Below are 18,855 nucleotides of genomic sequence, written 5' to 3' on the forward strand. Positions count from 1 at the left end.
CGACGAAGTCGACTGGAGACACGACATGCTGAGCACCGATAGCACCACCGTAAGCGCCATGAGCACCGTAAGCACATTAGGCACCGTGAGCGCCGGCCCACGGCTCGACCGGCTGCCGATTTCCGGCTTTCACAAGCGCGTGCTGTGGCTGATCGGCGCGGGCATGTTCCTCGATTCCTTCGATATCTATCTGGCGGGCGGCGTGCTCGGCGCGCTCGCCAAAACCGGCTGGTCGACGATGCAATTGAACGCAGCGTTCCTCTCGTCGACGTTCATCGGCATGCTGATCGGCGCGTTCACGGCGGGCGTGCTCGGCGACGCGAAAGGCCGCAAGTTCACGTATCAGTTCAATCTCGCCGTGTTCGGCCTCGCGTCGATCGCAGGCGCGTTCGCGCCGGACATGACGTGGCTCATCGTGTGCCGCTTCTTCATGGGGCTGGGGCTGGGCGCGGAGATTGTCGTCGGGTATGGCTCGGTCGGCGAATTCATGCCGCCCGCGGTGCTCGGGAAATGGTCGGCGTATCTGTCGCTGATCACGAACTCGGCGCTCTTTTTCTCGACGTTCCTCGGCTATCTCATCATCCCGTCGATTGGCTGGCGCGCGATGTTCGCGATCGTCGGCATCGGTGCGCTGATCGTGTGGGTCATCCGCAAGAAGATGCCGGAGTCGCCGCGCTGGCTCGAATCGAAAGGCCGTTACGAGGAAGCCGAAGCGATCCTGCGCGCCGCCGAAGAGGAATCGGCGAAGAAGGCGCCGCTGCCGCCCCTCGACGACGCGCCGCGCATCGCGACGAAGAGGACCACGCTGCTCGAACTCTTCTCGCCTTCGCAGATTCGCCGCACGTTTGTCGCGATCGTCGTGCAGATCGCGATCAACATGGTGATCTACGGCTTCATCGTCTGGGTGCCCACGTTCCTGATGAAGCAGGGCGTCGGCATGGCGTCGTCGCTCGGATATTCGACGTTGATGTCGCTGGGCGGACCGGCGGGCGCGCTCGTCGGCGTGCTGATCGCCGACAAGGTCGGCCGCAAGAACGGGCTGATCGCGGTCTCGGTGCTCGCGGCGGTGGTCGGCTGGCTGTACGGGCATTCCACCGGCGTCGCGATGGCGACGCTGCTCGGCTTCCTGCTGTTCACGCTCACCTATCTGATGGTCGCGCTCGGCGTCGCGACGTATGTGCCCGAGCTTTTCGCCACCGAGAACCGCATGCGCGGCAACGGCATCGCCGGTTGTGCGGGGCGCATCACCGGCATTTTCGCGCCGCAGCTCGTGGTCGTGATGTACGCCACGGGCGGCGTGAAGGACGTGCTCTCGATGACCATCGGCGCGCTCGCCGTGATGGCCGTCGTGCTGGCGGTGTTCGGCATCGAGACGAACAAGCGCTCGCTGGAAGACATCGCACCTTCGTCCGATGCCGATGGCGCGCTCGCGGCGTCGGCCTTGACGCGGGAATCGCATCGTTGAAACTTCTAGAGGACAGGGTTATGAGCGTTTCACATCAGGACAAGCGTCAGGCGTTGAAGGCGCGTTTCGCGCGCAAGGAAATCGTCACCGCGCCCGGCATCTTCGACATGATTTCCGCGAAGATGGCCGACTCGATGGGCTTCGATTGCCTCTACATGACGGGCTTCGGCACGGTCGCGTCGTATCTCGGCGTGGCCGATGCGGGGATTGCCACGTACACCGACATGGTCAATCGCGTCACGGCATTTTGCGGCGGCACGAACACGCCGATGATCTGCGACGGCGATACCGGCTACGGCGGCCTGCTCAACGTCGCGCACACGGTGCGGGGTTACGAGCAGGCGGGCGCGGCGGGCATTCAACTGGAAGATCAGGAATTCCCGAAGAAATGCGGCCATACGCCGGGACGCCGCGTGATTCCGCTCGAAGACATGGTGCGCAAGATCAAGGTCGCGGTGGAAAGCCGTAGCGACGCGAATTTTCAGATCGTCGCGAGAACGGATGCGCGGACATCGCTCGGGCTCGACGAAGCGTTGCGTCGCGGCGAAGCGTACGCGAAGGCCGGCGCCGATGTGCTGTTCATCGAATCGCCGGAGAGTGTGGAAGAGCTGGAGAAGATCGGGCGTGCGTTCGATATGCCGCTGCTCGTGAATGTCGTCGAAGGCGGAAGGACGCCGCAATTGCCGCCCGCGGAGTTGCAGAAGCTCGGGTTTTCGTTGGCGATTTATCCGGCGTCGGGGTTCCTGGTCGTGGCGAAGGCGCTCAAGGATATGTACGGCGAGATCCTCGCGCAGAAGGGCACGGAAGGCGCTTCAGGCGCGATGTATCCGTTTGCCGATATGTGCACGCTGATGGGGTTTCCGGAGGTTTGGGCGTTCGACCGCGCGCACGCGGACTGATTCACCCCCCCGCGGCCACGCAATCGATCTCGATATCAAACCCGCCCGGCCACGCCGGCACGTTGATGAAAATGCGTGCCGGCGGATTCGCTCCGAAGAACCGCGCATACACCGCGTTGACGACAGGAAACGCATCGACCGACGTGCAATACACGTTGCACTTCAACACCTGATCGAGCGACGACCCCGCCGCTTCGACGCACAGCTTCAACTGCTCAAGCACCAGTTCCGTCTGCCGTTCGATGGTCGCATTCGCCACGATTTCCCCCGTCTGCGGATCGAACGGCGGAAAGCCGGACACATAGACCGTATCGCCGTGGCGCGTGACGGCGGAAGTCGGCGCCTTGAATCGTTCGAGCCACGTAGAAAGCGGTTCGACACGGATGATCTCGCGGGTCATGTTCATCGTCTCCCTTGAAGTGAGGAACTACGCGCGGTCCACGAATATTCCATTGAGGTCATTTCCCGCCGCCGCGTCCTTGAATCCGTCGAAGCGACCATCGGCGAGACCTTGCGCCGCGCGCATGAATCCGCCCCACGCCGCGCGCGCGAGCCCTCCGCCGACGCTCACGCGCCGCACGCCGAGCGCGGCCACATCGCTCAACGTGAATTCGGACACACCGCCGATCAGCAGATTCACAGGCTTCGGCCCGACCGCCTTCACGACGGCCTCGATCTGCTCGCGCGTCTTGATGCCGGGCGCATAGAGACAATCCGCGCCTGCATCGGAATAGGCCTTGAGACGCGCGATCGCATCGTCGATATCGGGCTTGCCCGCGAAGAAGTTTTCCGCGCGGCCGACGAGCAAGGTATCGCCACCCGTTGCATCGATCGCGCGCCGCGCCGCCTTCATGCGCGCCACGGCGACATCGACGGCAAACAAGGGCGACGCTGCATCGCCTGTCGAATCTTCGATCGACAATCCCGCGACGCCTGTCGCCACCGCGAGCTTCACGCTTTCGGCGACTTCGTCCGGCGTCGAGCCGAAGCCGCTTTCGAAGTCCGCGTTCACGGGCAAACCGGTTGCCTCGACGATCTCGCGTAGATGCGCGAGCACGGCATCGCGCGTGACGTGATTGTCCGCATGGCCTTGCGACCATGCGAAGCCCGAGCTCGTGGTCGCGAGCGCCTTGAAGCCGAGCGTCGCGAGATAGCGCGCGGAACCGGCATCCCAGGGATTCGGCAGCATGAAGCAACCAGATTCGTGCAGCGCGCGAAAGGCGGCGCGTTTCTCGGCGACGGTGCGGGGCATGGCGTGTCTCCTGTCGATGAACGAGTCGGAAAGCAGACGATACGCGATTCGCCGGGATAGCGTCTCTCAGCCGAGCGTGCGAATGGAATTGCTGATGCTGCGCGCGCATTCGATCACTGCGGGCGCGAGCCGTTGCTCCGCTTCCGCGAGCGTCCAGCGGCTCGTCGGCGCGACGACGTGCACCGCGGCGACAGGCCGGCGCTCGCCATCGAGCACGGGCGCGGCGAGCGTCATGTCGCCGAGAAACAATTCCTCGCGATTGCTCGTGTAACCTTTGCGCCGCCCGCGCTCCAGGATCGCTTCGAGCTCACCGGCGTCCGTCACGGTGTATTGCGTATGCGCGATACGCTCGCTCGATTCGATGATCGCGCGCGCCTCATCGACCGGCAACGCGCTGAGATAGGCGCGCCCCGACGCCGTGCAATACATCGGAATGCGGCTTCCGATCGGCATATGGATCGGCACGAACTTCATGCAGACGAAACGCGCGACGTAGATCATCTCGTCGCCGTCCGGCTCGGTGAGATTGGACGTTTCGCCAGCGACGTTCGTGAGCTCCGAGAGAAACGGATTCGCGACGTCGATCAACGTGTCCGCCGCGAGATAGTTGTAGCCGATCTGCATCACGCGCGGCGTCAGCTGATAGCGCTTCGTGCGCGGATGCTTTCTCACGTAGCCGAGTTTTTCCAGCGTGTAGATCATGCGCTGCGCGCTGCTCTTCGTGATGCCCGCGGCTACGGCGAGTTCGGGCAGGCTCATCGTGCGCCGCTGCGCGCAAAACGAGCGCAACACCGCGATGCCCTTCTCCAGCGACTGGTTGAAGAGCGCATCAGCCGCTTCGCCGCTGGTTTCACCGACCGGCTCGTCGTTCATGAAAATCCCGATTGTGGATGTCCCTGAATCGAAACTAGCATATCGATATTCGATACGCAAAGTTTGATGTTCGATATTTTTGACTCGCTTGTCATGCGGTCATGTCGTTCCGCGGTTTCATTCAATCATCGGGAGAAAGCCTCATGATTCGAGCACTGAAGCGCATTGCAGCCGGTGTCACTGCCGGATGGATCATCGCCGCGGCGCCCGCCGCGTTTGCCGATACCACGTACACCGTCGGCTCAACGGCCACCGGCGTGCCGTTCACGTTTCTCGACGTGAAGACGAACGAAATCCAGGGCTTGCTCGTCGACGCGATCACCGCGACGGGCAAAGCCGCGGGCTTCGACGTGAAGGTCCAGCAAACCACTTTCTCCGCCTTGATCCCGTCGCTGACGACGAAGAAGATCGACATCATTTCCGCCGCAATGCTGAAAACGCCCGCGCGCGAACAGGTCGTCGATTTCTCGGACACCGTTTACAGCTATGGCGAAGGCCTGATCGTGAAAGCGGACGACAAAGGCAAGTACACGTCGATGGACGATCTGAAGGGCGAGGTCGTCGGCGCGCAAGTGGGCACCGCGTTCGTCGATGCGCTGAACAAGAAAGGCATCTTCAAGGAAGTGCGCACCTACGATTCCGTCGCGGACATCATGCGCGACGTCGCGCTCGGGCGCATCAAGGCGGGCTTCGGCGATCACCCGATCATCGCGTATCAGTTGCAGAAGAACCCGAATCCGCAACTGCGCCTCGTCGAAGGCTACAAGCCCGAAGTCACCGGACAAGTGTGCTTCGTCGTGCGCAAGGGCGACAAGGACACGCTCGACAAGCTCAACGCGGGCATCAAGAAGATCAAGTCCGACGGCGAGCTCGCGCAGATCGTCAAGAAGTGGCAGGTGGAATGACGGCGCATAGATAGAGGCGCCGCCATGTTCATCCAGAACGCGCTCGATTTCCTGCCGATCCTGCTCAAGGGCGCGATCGTCACGATCGAAATCACGGTCTGTTCGTTCATCCTGAGCTCGCTGCTCGGGCTCGTGCTCGCGTTGATGCGCGTATCGTCCAACAAGGCGCTTTCGCATTTCGCCGCGCTCGTCATCAACGTGATACGCGGGCTGCCGATCATCGTGCAGCTCTTCTACATCTACTTCGTGCTGCCCGACCTCGGCGTGCAACTTTCTGCGTTCGAGGCGGGTTTCATCGGGCTCGGCGTCGCGTATAGCGCGTATCAGGCGGAGAACTTCCGCGCGGGCATTCAGGCGATCGATCACGGGCAGATTGAAGCGGCGCAGTCCATCGGCATGAAGGGCGGGCTCATCATGCGGCGCGTGGTGCTGCCGCAGGCGTTTCGCATCGCGCTGCCGCCGTATGGAAACACGCTCGTGATGATGCTGAAGGACTCGTCGCTGGCATCGACGATCACCGTCGCCGAGATGACGCGCGCCGGGCAACTGATCGCATCATCGACATTCCAGAACATGACCGTGTTCACGCTCGTCGCGCTGCTTTATCTCGCGTTGAGCCTGCCGCTCGTGTATGCGCTGCGTCTGCTCGAACGCCGGCTCACGCTCAGAAAACGCATGCGAGGCAAGCGATGATCGATATCGACGCCATTCACAAACGCTTTCACGACCAGGAAGTGCTGAAAGGCGTGAGCCTCAGTGTCGATGCGGGCGAAGTCGTGTGCCTGATCGGTCCTTCGGGATCGGGCAAATCGACGCTGCTTCGCTGCATCAACGGACTCGAAAGTCACGACGCGGGCACGATCACGGTCGAAGGCGAGCGCGTCGATGCGAAGAGCAAGCGCATTCACGAATTGCGCACGCACGTGGGCATGGTGTTTCAGCGCTTCAATCTGTTTCCGCATCGCACGGCGCTGGAGAACGTCTGCGAAGGACCGCTGTATGTGAAGAAGCAGCCGCGCGACGCGGCGCGTGCGCGCGCGCGTGAACTGCTGGAGAAGGTCGGCTTGTCGCATCGCATCGATGCGTATCCCGATGAACTCTCGGGCGGTCAGCAGCAGCGCGTGGCCATCGCGCGCGCGCTCGCAATGGAACCGAAGGCGATTCTCTTCGACGAGCCGACCTCCGCGCTCGATCCCGAGCTCGTCGGTGAAGTGCTCGGCGTGATGCGTCAGCTCGCGCGCGACGGCATGACGATGATCGTCGTCACGCACGAAATGGGCTTCGCGCGCGAAGTCGCGGATCGCGTGTGCTTTCTCTACGACGGCACGATCTGCGAAGAAGGCAGCGCCGCCGACGTGCTCGAACGTCCACAACATCCGCGCACGCGCGACTTTCTGCGGCGCATGCTATCGAACAACGGCGGGAACGACGGCGAGAGCGCGGACAAATGAATCCGCACCTGAACACGTCCGCGCTGCCTTTGCCGCCGTCGCTGTGGGCCGCCACCGCTGAACCCGCCGTCGCCGCGCCGCCGCTCGCGGATTCGAAAGCGGTCGATGTCGCGATCGTCGGCGCGGGGTTCACGGGCTTGTCGTGCGCGCTGCATCTCGCGCAAAGCGGCGCCTCCGTCTGCGTGATCGACGCGAACGAGCCCGGCTGGGGCGCATCGGGCCGCAATGGAGGGCAGGTGATTCCCGGCCTGAAGTACGATCCCGACGACTTGCTGCGACGCTTCGGCATGGCCGATGGCGAAGCGATCGTGCGCATGATCGGCGGCGCGGCCGATACCGTGTTCGATCTGATCGCGCGCTATCACATCGCGTGCGATGCCACGCGCAACGGCTGGATCCAGCCGACGCATTCGGAGAAGCTCATCGGCGTGCTGCACGCGCGCGCGCGACAATGGGAGGCCCGCGGCGCGCCGGTCGAATTGCTCGATCGCGCGCAAGTGTCGAAGCGGCTCGGCACCGATGCTTATATCGGCGGATGGATCGACCTGCGCGCGGGCAGCGTGCAGCCGCTCAGCTATGCGCGCGGTCTCGCACGGGCGGCGATCGCGCACGGCGTCGCGATTCACGGCGCGACGCGCGCGACGAAGCTCGAAGCATCGGAGAGCGGCTGGCGCATCGATACGGCGCACGGCCCGCACATTCATGCGCGGCAAGTGCTGATCGCGACCAACGGTTATACGGATGCGCTGTGGCCGCGTCTCGCGCAATCGGTGATCGCGGCGAACAGCTTCATCGTCGCGACGAAGCCTCTGCCCGACGAGACCGGCGCGCGCATTCTGCCTGGAAGAGAAGTAGCTTCCGATTCGCGTCGCCTGTTGCTCTACTTCCGGCGCGACGCGCACGGCCGCTTTCTGATGGGCGGACGCGGGCCGTTTCGCGAACCGCGCGATGCCGCCGACTGGGCGCATCTCGAGCGCGCCGCGCGGCTGCTTTATCCGCAGTTGAAGGACATCGAGTACGAATACCGATGGGCGGGACGCATCGCGATCACGCGCGATTTCCTGCCGCATGTGCATCTGCCAGCGAAAGGCCTGACCATCGCGCTCGGGTACAACGGCCGCGGCATCGCGATGGCGACCACGATCGGCAAGCATCTCGCCGCGCATCTGGCGGGCGTCGCACGAGGCTTGCCGCTGCCGCCCGCGTCCATCGAGCCGATCCCGCTGCACGCGTTGCAGCGCTTCTATATCAGCGCGGGCGTCGCGTGGTATGCGCTGCTCGATGCGTTGTCCTGACGCTTCGACCGATTGAATCAGCCCAGCAACCGCAGGTTCGCGATGCACACGTCATCGTCGCCGGTCAGCTGCGGCGTTTGCCCGAACGCGACGAGCCCTTCGCCGTTCTTCGAAGCCATCACGTGCTCCAGCATCGATGCGTACCGGTGCAGGATCGCCATGAACTGTCCCGCGATCAGTCCGAGCCGATAGCTCATCAGGTATTCGGCGACGAGGTCATCTTCGCCGTCGATCCAGAACGAGCCCATGAATACTTCCGAGTTCAGCCGATGCTCGAAGTCGCGTTTGCGCCAGCGCATGGCTTCCTTCGCCGCGGGCAGATACGTGACGAAGCGAACGAACTTCCTTTCGCGTTCGAGTGACACGAGATAGCCAATTCCAGAATGCGTATGCAACACGATTTGCTGCGTCTCGGTGACACATTCCAGACCCGAGTCAGCGATATGTGTTGCAAGGCAATCAAGCGTGATTTCGTCTTCCGTCCACGTCTTTTTCATTTTGCTCTCCGTTGTAATCTTGTTCTTCTCCGCGCCATTCCGTTTATTTTTTTCGAGTTCGCGCGGGCGCGCTCGCGATCGGAACGGCTCGTTTGCATCAAATCATTTAGCGTCGATGACCGCAATAGGCGCGAGCGATAGGCCGTGCCGCAAAAAAAATGCGGCTCCGGCAGAACCGGAGCCGCATTGGCGGTCGTTGAACGCGCGGCGGCTACTTCGTCTTCAGATCGAAGCGATCGAGATTCATCACCTTGGTCCAGGCCGCAACGAAGTCCTTGACGAACTTCGCTTGCCCGTCGCTGCTCGCATAGACTTCGGCAAGCGCGCGCAACACCGAGTGCGAACCGAAGATCAGATCGACGCGGCTGCCGGTCCACTTCCTCTGTCCCGTCTTGCGGTCACGTCCTTCGAACAGATCGCGGCTCGACGACAGCGGCAGCCATTCCGTGTTCATGTCGAGCAGGTTGACGAAGAAGTCGTTCGTCAGCGTTTCCGGACGGTCGGTCAAGACGCCGTGCGCGTGCGCGTTGCTTCCGGCGGACACCTTCAGCGCGCGCAATCCGCCGACGAGCGCCGTCATCTCAGGCGCGGTCAACGTCAGCAGTTGCGCCTTGTCGATCAGAAGCGCCTCGGGCGGCACGCGCACGTTGGTCTTGACGAAGTTGCGGAAGCCATCGGCAACGGGTTCGAGCGCCGAGACCGAGAGCACGTCGGTCTTGTCCTGCGTCGCGTCCATGCGACCCGGCGTGAATGGCACGGTCACTTTCTGGCCCGCCTTCTCCGCCGCCTGCTCGATGGCCGCGCCGCCTGCCAGCACGATCAGATCGGCGATCGAAATCTTCTTGCCGCCGGATTGCGCGCCGTTGAACCCGCTCTGAATGCCTTCCAGCGTCGTCAGCACCTTCGCGAGCTTCTCGGGCTCGTTCGCTTCCCAGTCCTTCTGCGGCGCCAAACGAATGCGCGCGCCGTTCGCGCCGCCGCGCTTGTCGGAGCCACGGAACGTCGATGCCGACGCCCATGCCGTCGATACGAGCTCGGCTACCGACAAACCCGACGCCAGCACCTTCTGCTTGAGCGCCGCGACATCCTGATCGTCGACGAGCGGATGATCGACTTCCGGAATCGGGTCCTGCCACAGCAATTCTTCCTGCGGCACTTCCGGGCCGAGGTAGCGCGCCTTCGGACCCATGTCGCGGTGCGTCAGCTTGAACCACGCGCGGGCGAACGCATCGGCGAACTGATCCGGGTTTTCCCAGAAACGCTTCGAAATCTTCGCGTATTCCGGATCGAGGCGTAGCGACAGGTCCGTCGTCAACATCGTCGGCTTGATTTTCTTCGACGGATCGTACGCGTGCGGGACGGTTTCGCCCGAATCCTTCGCCACCCACTGATTCGCACCCGCCGGGCTCTTCGTCAATTCATACTCGTAGCCGAAAAGGTTCTCCCAGAAGCCTTGGCCCCACTTCGTCGGCGTCGTGGTCCAGGTGACTTCCAGGCCGCTCGTGATCGTATCCGCGCCCTTGCCGCTGCCGTAGCTGTTTTTCCAGCCGAGGCCCATGTTTTCCAGATCGGCGGATTCGGGCTCGGGACCGACGTTGTCGGACGGGCCCGCGCCGTGCGTCTTGCCGAACGTGTGGCCGCCCGCGATCAGCGCGACGGTTTCCTCGTCGTTCATCGCCATGCGCGCGAAGGTCTCGCGGATATCGTGCGCCGCCGCCAGCGGATCGGGATTGCCGTCGGGGCCTTCCGGGTTGACATAGATCAGACCCATCTGCACCGCGCCGAGCGGGTTCTCCAGGTTACGGCCGTTGTCGGTGCGGCTGACTTCTTCGCCGTGCTTCTGTTCGTCGGCGGTGATCACGCCCTGATCTTCATCGTTGCCGGCGGCGCCTTTGCCATAGCGGACATCGCCGCCAAGCCAGGTTTTCTCATTGCCCCAGTAGACATCCTGATCCGGCTCCCAAGTATCTTCGCGGCCGCCGGCGAAGCCGAAGGTCTTGAAGCCCATCGTTTCCAGCGCGACGTTGCCGGCGAGAATCAGCAGATCGGCCCAGGAAATATTCTGGCCGTACTTCTGCTTGACGGGCCACAGCAGACGACGGGCCTTGTCGAGGCTGACGTTGTCCGGCCAGCTATTGACCGGCGCGAACCGCTGCTGGCCGCGTCCACCGCCTCCCCGGCCGTCGCCGATGCGATAGGTGCCGGCGCTGTGCCACGCCATGCGGATGAAGAGCGGCCCGTAGTGACCGAAGTCGGCAGGCCACCAGTCCTGCGAGTCGGTCATCAGCGCCGCGAGATCCTTCTTGACCGCGGCGAGATCGAGGCGCTTGAACGCCTCGGCGTAGTCGAAGCCGGGGTCGAGCGGATTCGACTTGCTCGAATGCTGGCTCAGCAGATCCACCCGTAGCTGCTTCGGCCACCAGTCACGGTTCGTCGTGCCGGTGCCGGCGGCATGCGTAAACGGACATTTCGATTCGCTTGACATGCGTTATCTCCTTGCGAGGACGTACCCACTAGTTGTTCTGCTACTGACTACCAAAGAGAATTTGCGGCATGCATCGGGCGATGCGTGAATCGTCGAGGCAGGCCTTCCGCAATTTAAAAATACGCGAGCGCAACCCTCAATAGAATGCGATTTTTGCAATGCCGCCGATAGCAGACGGCTATAAGACGGAACGCGCCTGCGTCTTGCTCGCGGTTGCTGCAGTGCAGAATGACGGGCGATGTGTCAGCGCGCGATAGGCGAGCGTGATCGACTTCGATCGGTCATCAAAACTTCTTGCGGATCGTACGTGCTTCGGCTGGCGAGACAAGGTCTTTCAGTCTAGCAGCGTCTTGCACGCGTGGCAGACCGCGCGGCCCGCGCCGACGCGCGGCGCAGGGAAAACGCGAACCGGGTCCGGCGGGAGGCCCGCTGATCAGCTCCAGTCGTCCATATCGTGCTTGATGCCGTGCCGGTTCGCGATGAGTTCCTCGACGCTCGGCTCGTTGTTCATCGCGCGCTGAATGGCAAGCTTCGTCGCTTCGTAATTGGTGCGGTACATGTCCTTCTTGTCGAGGTTCGCGTCCGTCGCGCAACGCGGATCGATCCACACGAGGCTGATGATGCACAGCTCGTTCGCCCGATCTTTCGGCAAGATACCTTCGATCAGACAATCGACGACGGCATCGGCGGTCGCCGATTGCACCACGCCGCCGAACAGGTCGATGTTCGCCATGTCCTTCAGCGTCACCTTTGGAACGATCATCGTCGCCGGGCGGACCATCTGATTGCACGCCCGAATCGCGAACATGGCGGTGTGTCCTTTCGACTGCGCCATCATGTTCGCGAACGCGTGGCCAACTGGCCCATCCACGCGGCCGATCAGAATCTCCGGCATCGCATCGGTCGCTTGGCCCGGCGCGGCCAGCACGGTTGCTTCGCCTGCGCGGAACGTCAGATCCAGACTCATGAGCACTCTCCTTCAAGGATTGAACGATGGTTCGAAAGACCGAAGGGACATCCGCACGCAAGGACGATGCCACTCACGCGGACAAGGCCGTGACGCCGCATCCGCCGGTCGCGCGAAGACACACTGTCCGCGCGGCGTGACACATTGCGCGGCACGGCGTTTTCCCTGTCCTCCCTGTTTCGGGTGGGGCTTGAGCTCACACGGCGCACTTAACGTGACAAGCGAGCGGCCTCGTTTCGTGCGAGCGAGCGCGGCCAGACTTTCACCCCGCGGCGTGAAAGAAGCGTGAAATGAGCGTGGAACAAGCGCGCCGCATCTTTGAGCCGAACCAGACCATGAACTCACTCGACGGTTACAGGCCACGCGCGGCGTGGATGACGACGCTGATGCTGATGGCGCTCGCCCTCATCAATTTTCTCGACAAGATCGTGCTCGGCATGGTCGCCGTGCCGCTGATGCGCGAACTGGGCCTATCGCCGGCGCAATTCGGCGTGGTCGCGGGAAGTTTCTTCTGGCTCTTCGCCGTATCGACGGTGCTGGTGGGATTTCTGTCAAACCGGATTCAGACACGCTGGCTGCTGCTCGGCATGGGCGTCATATGGGCGGTCCTGCAAGTCCCTCAGGCAATCTTCAGCAGCATGGCCGCGTTTCTCGTCTGCCGCGTCGTGCTCGGCGCGGCGGAGGGTCCGTTCTATCCGGTGTCCGTCCACGCGCTCTACAAGTGGTTCCCCAACGAGAAGCGCAACATGCCGGTCGCGTTCGTGAATCAGGGCGCGCTCGTCGGTCTGCTTCTCGCGGGCCTGCTCATTCCGCTCGTCACACATCACTGGGGATGGCGCATGAACTTCGTCGTGCTCGGTGGCATAGGCGCCGTGTGGAGCGTGCTGTGGCTGTGCGTCGGTCGCGAAGGCAATCTGGTGCAACATCCGCGAACGCTGACCGGCGCAACCGATGCGACGGTTCAGCGAGTGCCGTACCGCAAGCTGCTCAGCAATCCGACGGTGCTCTGCGTGTTTCTCCTTGGCTTCGCCGGCTACTGGATGATGGGCGCGAACATGACCTGGCTGCCGACGTATCTGGAAAAGGCGCTCGGCTTCTCGGGCATCGTTTCGGGACGCTGGTTCGCGCTCGTGATCGCCGCGGCGGCGCCGTTCAGCCTCGGGCTGAGCTGGCTGTCGCAGCGCATGCTGGTGCGCGGGGCGTCGTCGCGTAATGCGCGCGTGCGCTTGCTGTGCGCGGCGTTCATCGGCGGCGCGTGTCTGTTCTTCGTGTTGATGCTGCCAGGACTCGCGCCGGTGCAGAAAGTCGTCGTGTTCGCTCTCGCGAGCGGGTTGCCGACCGCCTGCTTCGCGCTCGCGCCGGCGCTGCTCTCTGAACTCGTGCCGGATACGCAGCGCGGCGCGCTCATCGGCATTCATACGGCGCTCGCCAGCACCGGAGCGGCCATCGCGCCGATGCTGATCGGCCGGATCGTGCAGGCGAACGGCGGCGTGAGCGCGCATGCTTACGAACTCGGCTTTGCGACGAGCGCGATCATGTTGATCGTCGCCGCACTCGTTGCGTTGCGCTGGCTGCATCCCGAGCGCTCGCGGCGCGGGGCGGGCGAGCACGTCGCGACGAGCGCCGCCTGAAGGCGGCTGGCGCGACGTCGTCGTTCGATAGCCGCCAAGCAGCAGTTCGGGATGTCGAATGGTGTGAGCCGGATGCGCGGAAGCGGCGCGTCCGGCTTTTCCGTATGTGTCACTCTTCAGGTCGTTCGTCTTGAGATCCTCGGCGCTCGGCGCGCCGTGAAGCTGCGAGCAACGATCATCGGAGACTGTCCGGTCTGATCGTCCATTCAATGGGCGAACGCGGACGCGCGGGGCGCTCGGCGCGCCGGTGGTCGTGATGACCCCGCATACGAGGAAGGACCCAACGATACAAACCGTAGTCACACCGTTCATGTAGCGTCGGCGAACCCGGCGCGCGCGGCGTGTCGCGGATCGAAACGAGGCTGGTCGCGGGCTGTGTATAACGACAATCGCCCCGCGCCGATATCAACCGGCGCGGGGCGATGAAATGGCGAATCAGAAGTTCAGAACGTCGAGAGCGTCAGCGTATTGCGCACCGATTTCACGCCTTGCACGCCTTGCGCCACGCGCGTCGCCTGATCCATCTGCGCCTGCTCGGGCACCCAGCCTTCCAGCAGCACGTCGCCATTGGTCACGCGCACCGTGATGCCGCTCGCGCGCATCCCTTTTGCATCGGCAAGCGCGGTAAGAATGCGCCGGCGCAACGCGCGGTCGGCGGCTTTCGCGGATTTGGCAGCGCCCGGCGTCGTCGATGCCGCCGTTGCCGCAGACGACGCACCGACAGGCGCCGACGCACCATTTTGTGCATAACCATAAAACGAAGCGCTGACGGCAGCGACGCCGATCGTCAGTCGTAGGATGCGAATAAATTTCATAGTGTTGTTTGCTGCCATGATCGTTGTAACCTGAACCACGCACTCCGCCGCGCCCGCAAGCAGCAACGAAGCGCGCACGATGCAACTCAGAAGCGATGCGAGACGCCCGCGCCGACGAGTATCTGCTTCTCGCCCGGCCCAACCGCCGAGAGACCGGGCCAGGACGTGGTCGCGAGGCCGTTGTTCTTCATGTAGCCCGCGCGCGCATAGAGGGACGTGCGCTTCGAGAGGGCGTGATCCTCACCCACCTGGATGCCCCAGGTGTTGTCGTGAACGCCGCGCACGAGACGCTGGAAGCCGGAGATTTCAATTGCGTCGGCGGGCGTGGCCTGGATCGTCGCGCCGACCTGGGCGACGCTGAACGGGTTCGCCGCATTGAGGCGCGCGGCAACCGAGCCCGCGGCTGCATCTTGCGGCTTGTGGTACGCGTAGGTGAACTGCAGATTCACGATGCCGATGCGGTACGCCAGCGCGCCCGTAAAGTGCTGGACGGAAACCGTGTTCACCGCGGTGGGCAGCCCCGGAATGCTCTTCGAGCCCGGATGCTGGAACTGATACGCCATGCCGACGTAAAGCCCGTAACCGGAGTACGTTCCCGCGATATCCAACAGGTTGCCGACCGACTGCGGGTAAGGCTGCGTCACCGTCGCCGCGAGCGCGTACATGCTCCAGAGCTGGAAGCCGCTGACTTGGGGCGACTTGTAGACGATCGCGTTGCTCGAGCGCCCGCCGGCGGTGGCCGTGGCCATCGTATTGCGGTCGAAGCTCGTCGCCATGGCCGCGATCGGCGAAAGCACTTCGTTTGCGCGGAACGGATCGGCCGGATAAAGCGCCCAGAACGTCGGCTGATATTGCCTGCCGAGCGACAGCGTTCCGTACTTCTCGTGCGTGAGGCCGACCCACGCCTGGCGATAGAACATCGCGGAGGAATCGGCGAGGAACGTGCCGTTGTTGAGGTTGTAGCCGTTTTCGACGGTGAACAAGGCTTTCAGGCCGCCGCCGAGGTCCTCGGTGCCCTTCAGGCCGAACATCGAGCCGGTGTTGCCGCCGCTGCGCATCGACCAGGATTGGGTTCCGCCGTTGTTGAACCACTGAATGAATGCATCGGCGACGCCATAAAGCGTGACGCTCGATTGCGCCGCCGCGCTGCCGGCCGCAATCGCGAGTGTCACGCCGACGACGCCTTTCCTGATGAAACGCATGAGTGTCTCCTCGTTGTGGGAATCTGGGCTGTCCGGTGCGTTCGATCGACGCGCGCCGACGCCGCACCGCCCCTTCCGATGCAGTGTTGCAGGCGATCCCGAACGCACCACTACCCGAAGCGAGTAGGCGCGGGAATACCCGAATCGCGTCCGCCATCGGTGCGCCGCCTATCACTCACGCGATCCGCAGACAAGCGCTTTACTCCGAATTATTTGGAGACACACATACACATGTTCCCTAGCGGGCGGTTTGCCCGCTGACCGCTAAAATCGATGAAGCCCAATGAACGACGCAGGTGTGTGATGACTGAAACGATCGTCCTTCGCAATCCGAATCATGTCGATCATGACGCAGCGCCGGCGGCCGGGTGCGCGTCGCCGCGCGCGTCAGCACTCGTCGTGGGCCGCGAGCGGCTCGTCGCGCAGCTCGTCGAGGCGCGCCGCAAGCGCTGCATCGTCATGCAGGGCCCGGCGGGATATGGCAAGACCACGGCGCTCATTGCGTGGCGCGAGGCGCTTTATCCGCTCGCGTTCCAGGTCGCGTGGCTCACGCTCGCCGATGAACTCGACGACCCCGCGCCCTTTCTCGACGCGCTCGCCGCGAGCCTCGCGCAAGTCGATCCGTCGATCCCGCGCGACGCCGCGCTGCTCGGCGGCCGCGGCACGGACGACGAAGCGATCGAGCGCACGATCATCGCGCTCGTGCGCGGCATCGCGAGCCGTCAGGGCGATCTCGTGCTCGTGTTCGACGATCTGCATCGACTGACGGACGGCCGCTGTCATCGATCGCTGCAATGGCTGCTCGATTACGCGCCGCCGAATCTGCACATCGTGCTCGCGTCGCGCGGGGCGATTCCGCTGTCGGTCGGGCGCATCCGCGATGCGGGCCTGCTGCTCGAGCTCGACATGCGCGATCTGCGCTTTTCGATGGCCGAGTCGAAGGCTTTCCTGAAGTCGCAGTTCCCCGAAATCGATTCGCGCGATGCCCGTCAGATGCACGAAATGACCGACGGCTGGGTCGCCGGCCTGCAACTGATGGTGGTCGGCGCCAAGCGCAGGAAAGCAACGCCGACGGCGCTCGCAACGGGCGATGCATTCGCGGGCATGCAACATCTCGACGCCAACACCTTCGCTGAATATTTCGAGCGCGAAGTGCTGTCGAGCCTTGCCGCGAACGAGGTCGAACTGCTCGTGCGCATGGCCGTGTGCGAGCGGCTGTGCGCGCCACTGTGCGCAGCGCTGCTCGGCGGCACGGATCACGCGGACAGCGTGCTCAGGCTGATCGCGCGTCTCGAAAGCGACAACCTCTTTCTCGCGCCTGCCGGTCACGATGCGCGCCACGCTTGGTATCGGCTCAATCCGCTCTTCCGCGAAACACTGCTGGAACGCTTCCGCAAGCGCAGCGCGACGCAGCAGCGGCAAGTGCATCACGCGGCGTGGCAGTGGTTCCGCGAGCACGATCACGCCGATGAAGCCGTGCGCCACGCCGTGCTCGCCGGCGAGCCTGCCGCGGCGGCGGATCTCGTCGCGCGTATTGCGCGCAGCCTGCAATTACGCGGCGACTTGCGCAAGGTCGTCGCGCTGATGCGCCTGTTGCCGGAGGCCGAGATTCAGGCGCGCGTCGGCCTGCGGCTGTGGATGATCCATCTGCATCTGTATGCGCGCGAGTTCGGCGCGTGTGCGGACGCGATCGAGCGGCTGCGCTGCGATCTTTCCCGCGACGATACGAATTCCCGCTATCGCCTCATGCTGCTGGAGGGCGCGCTCGCGGTCCAGCGCGACGATCTCGACGCCGCCTGCAACCTGTTGCCGCGCATGTGCGCGCTGCCTCACGACGCGCAGGGCGTGGTCGTCGGCGCGCGCAACAATCTGCTTTCGTGGATTCACACGCAGCGCGGCGATTTCGACGAAGCGCGCCGCGTGCAGATGGACCGCCCGCCCGCGCTTGCCGATGGCACGCCGATCATGGGCACGTCCGCGGGCGTGTTGAGTGGTCGCGCGCTCGCCGGATTCAGCCATCTGCTGCAAGGCGATCTTCTGCAAACCGAGCGCGTCTGCCGTGACGTGCTTTACGAAGCCGAACAGCGCGGCAGCGCGGCGGCCGAAGCGTCGGCGCTCGCTGCCGCGCTGCTCGGCGAAGTGCTCTATGAATCCGGCGAGACCGAGCAGGCGCGCAAGCTGCTCGAGGAACGCGTCGACGTGATCGAGCGCGTCTCGTTTCCCGATACGGTGATGAGCGTGCTGACGGTGCTGTCGTCGGCGCATTGGCAAGCGGGTCATCGGCTCGATGCGATCGCGTGCCTGCATCGGCTCGAAGACTACGCCGCGCGACCCGAACTGCGCCGCGTGCTCGCGCATTGCCTGGCGCAGCGTGTGCGGCGCGATCTGCAACGCGGCCAGTTCGACTCCGCGCGGGCGCACATCGCGCGTATCGACGCCTTGGCCGCGTGCGCGGGCGTGCAGGCGTCGGCGGATTTTCAGGTGATCTCGCAACGGACGCACATCGACTGGCGTCTCGCACACGAAGATTACGACGCGGCGGCGCACGCGCTGTCACCGCTCATCGATCTGTGCCGCGCACAAGGCTGGCAGCGGCGTCTCGCCTTTTTCGAAACGCAAAAGGCCGTTACAGCGCACGGCCGCGGCGACGCCGTGTCCGCGCGCAAGCTGATGCGCTCGGCGATGCGCCTCGGGCATCGTCTCGGGCTCGTCCGTACGCTCCTCGATGCCGATCCCGCCGCGGTGGACCTGATCACGAGCGTGGCCAGCGACGAGCCGCACGATGCTGTGCTGCAGTTCTATGCGGATCGCCTGCGCGATACGCACGCTCGCGCCACCGCAATGCCCGCCGCGACGAAACCCGGCGCGCGTTCGGCAGACGGCAAGACTCAGGACATTCTGAGCGCGCGGGAATCGAAGGTGCTGAGCCTGCTCGCGCAGGCCCTCCCAAACAAGAAGATCGCCCGGACGATGGGTATTTCGCCCGAGACGGTCAAATGGCATCTGAAGAACATCTACAGCAAGCTCGGCGTGTCGAGCCGCGACGAAGCCGTTGCACGCTCGCGTGACCTCGCGCTGGGCGACGGCGCGTGAACGCACGCGCCGGTCGCGTCTCGCG

General features: G+C 63.9%; 16 protein-coding genes. 8 read left to right on the forward strand and 8 right to left on the reverse strand.

Features of this window, described 5'->3' with window-relative positions; all coding sequences use genetic code 11:
- The first annotated feature begins 25 nt into the window (after window positions 1–25).
- Complete coding sequence (locus AWB75_RS11235; RefSeq protein ID WP_061124157.1) at window positions 26–1,465, forward strand: MFS transporter; 1,440 nt, start codon at window positions 26–28, stop codon at window positions 1,463–1,465.
- Window positions 1,466–1,485: 20 nt separating this feature from the next.
- Window positions 1,486–2,364 carry an isocitrate lyase/PEP mutase family protein gene (locus tag AWB75_RS11240; RefSeq protein WP_061124158.1) on the forward strand — a complete coding sequence of 293 codons (879 nt, stop codon included), beginning with the start codon at window positions 1,486–1,488 and terminating at the stop codon, window positions 2,362–2,364.
- A 1-nt stretch (window position 2,365) separates the two neighbouring features.
- Here AWB75_RS11240 and AWB75_RS11245 read toward each other — a convergent pair whose 3' ends face one another.
- The 3 genes from AWB75_RS11245 to AWB75_RS11255 form a co-directional block, all read right to left on the reverse strand.
- On the reverse strand, window positions 2,366–2,764 hold the full coding sequence (locus AWB75_RS11245) for a RidA family protein (protein ID WP_061124304.1): 399 nt from the start codon (window positions 2,762–2,764) through the stop codon (window positions 2,366–2,368).
- A 27-nt stretch (window positions 2,765–2,791) separates the two neighbouring features.
- On the reverse strand, window positions 2,792–3,616 hold the full coding sequence (locus tag AWB75_RS11250) for an isocitrate lyase/PEP mutase family protein (RefSeq protein WP_061124159.1): 825 nt from the start codon (window positions 3,614–3,616) through the stop codon (window positions 2,792–2,794).
- A 66-nt stretch (window positions 3,617–3,682) separates the two neighbouring features.
- Complete coding sequence (locus AWB75_RS11255; protein WP_061124160.1) at window positions 3,683–4,489, reverse strand: IclR family transcriptional regulator; 807 nt, start codon at window positions 4,487–4,489, stop codon at window positions 3,683–3,685.
- 143 nt (window positions 4,490–4,632) lie between these two features.
- Here AWB75_RS11255 and AWB75_RS11260 point away from each other — a divergent pair, with 143 nt between their 5' ends.
- The 4 genes from AWB75_RS11260 to AWB75_RS11275 are packed head-to-tail and all read left to right on the forward strand — an operon-like array spanning window position 4,633 to window position 8,140.
- On the forward strand, window positions 4,633–5,394 hold the full coding sequence (locus AWB75_RS11260) for an ABC transporter substrate-binding protein (RefSeq protein ID WP_061124305.1): 762 nt from the start codon (window positions 4,633–4,635) through the stop codon (window positions 5,392–5,394).
- 24 nt (window positions 5,395–5,418) lie between these two features.
- The gene (locus AWB75_RS11265) at window positions 5,419–6,087 is read left to right on the forward strand and encodes an amino acid ABC transporter permease (RefSeq protein WP_061124161.1); all 669 of its coding nucleotides are present in this window, start codon (window positions 5,419–5,421) and stop codon (window positions 6,085–6,087) included.
- Window positions 6,084–6,845 carry an amino acid ABC transporter ATP-binding protein gene (locus AWB75_RS11270; RefSeq protein ID WP_061124162.1) on the forward strand — a complete coding sequence of 254 codons (762 nt, stop codon included), beginning with the start codon at window positions 6,084–6,086 and terminating at the stop codon, window positions 6,843–6,845. The genes AWB75_RS11265 and AWB75_RS11270 overlap by 4 nt, the downstream gene beginning before the upstream one ends.
- Complete coding sequence (locus tag AWB75_RS11275) at window positions 6,842–8,140, forward strand: NAD(P)/FAD-dependent oxidoreductase (RefSeq protein ID WP_061124163.1); 1,299 nt, start codon at window positions 6,842–6,844, stop codon at window positions 8,138–8,140. Before AWB75_RS11270 ends, AWB75_RS11275 begins: the two co-directional genes overlap by 4 nt.
- A 17-nt stretch (window positions 8,141–8,157) precedes the next feature.
- Here the strand turns inward: AWB75_RS11275 and AWB75_RS11280 are convergent, their stop codons facing one another.
- The 3 genes from AWB75_RS11280 to fae all read right to left on the reverse strand — a co-directional run bounded on the left by AWB75_RS11280 (window position 8,158) and on the right by fae (window position 12,089).
- Entirely contained in the window at window positions 8,158–8,637 is a 480-nt protein-coding gene (locus AWB75_RS11280) for a YbjN domain-containing protein (RefSeq protein ID WP_061124164.1), read from the reverse strand.
- A 211-nt stretch (window positions 8,638–8,848) separates the two neighbouring features.
- Window positions 8,849–11,122, reverse strand: a complete 2,274-nt coding sequence (gene katG / locus AWB75_RS11285) for a catalase/peroxidase HPI (RefSeq protein WP_061124165.1) — start codon at window positions 11,120–11,122, stop codon at window positions 8,849–8,851.
- A gap of 433 nt (window positions 11,123–11,555) precedes the next feature.
- Window positions 11,556–12,089 (reverse strand): formaldehyde-activating enzyme, encoded by a 534-nt coding sequence (gene fae / locus AWB75_RS11290; protein WP_061124166.1) that lies wholly within the window; start codon window positions 12,087–12,089, stop codon window positions 11,556–11,558.
- Between the two features lie 290 nt (window positions 12,090–12,379).
- Between fae and AWB75_RS11295 the strand changes: the two genes are divergently transcribed.
- The gene (locus AWB75_RS11295) at window positions 12,380–13,720 is read left to right on the forward strand and encodes an MFS transporter (RefSeq protein ID WP_407642144.1); all 1,341 of its coding nucleotides are present in this window, start codon (window positions 12,380–12,382) and stop codon (window positions 13,718–13,720) included.
- 443 nt (window positions 13,721–14,163) lie between these two features.
- Here the strand turns inward: AWB75_RS11295 and AWB75_RS11300 are convergent, their stop codons facing one another.
- Window positions 14,164–14,535, reverse strand: coding sequence for a BON domain-containing protein (locus AWB75_RS11300; protein ID WP_061124167.1), 372 nt, complete (start codon window positions 14,533–14,535; stop codon window positions 14,164–14,166).
- A gap of 86 nt (window positions 14,536–14,621) precedes the next feature.
- Entirely contained in the window at window positions 14,622–15,737 is a 1,116-nt protein-coding gene (locus AWB75_RS11305; RefSeq protein WP_061124168.1) for a porin, read from the reverse strand.
- 303 nt (window positions 15,738–16,040) lie between these two features.
- Between AWB75_RS11305 and AWB75_RS11310 the strand changes: the two genes are divergently transcribed.
- The gene (locus AWB75_RS11310) at window positions 16,041–18,830 is read left to right on the forward strand and encodes a LuxR C-terminal-related transcriptional regulator (RefSeq protein WP_061124169.1); all 2,790 of its coding nucleotides are present in this window, start codon (window positions 16,041–16,043) and stop codon (window positions 18,828–18,830) included.
- Window positions 18,831–18,855: the final 25 nt, after the last annotated feature.

It is taken from the genome of Caballeronia catudaia, assembly GCF_001544755.2.
GTDB lineage: Bacteria > Pseudomonadota > Gammaproteobacteria > Burkholderiales > Burkholderiaceae > Caballeronia > Caballeronia catudaia.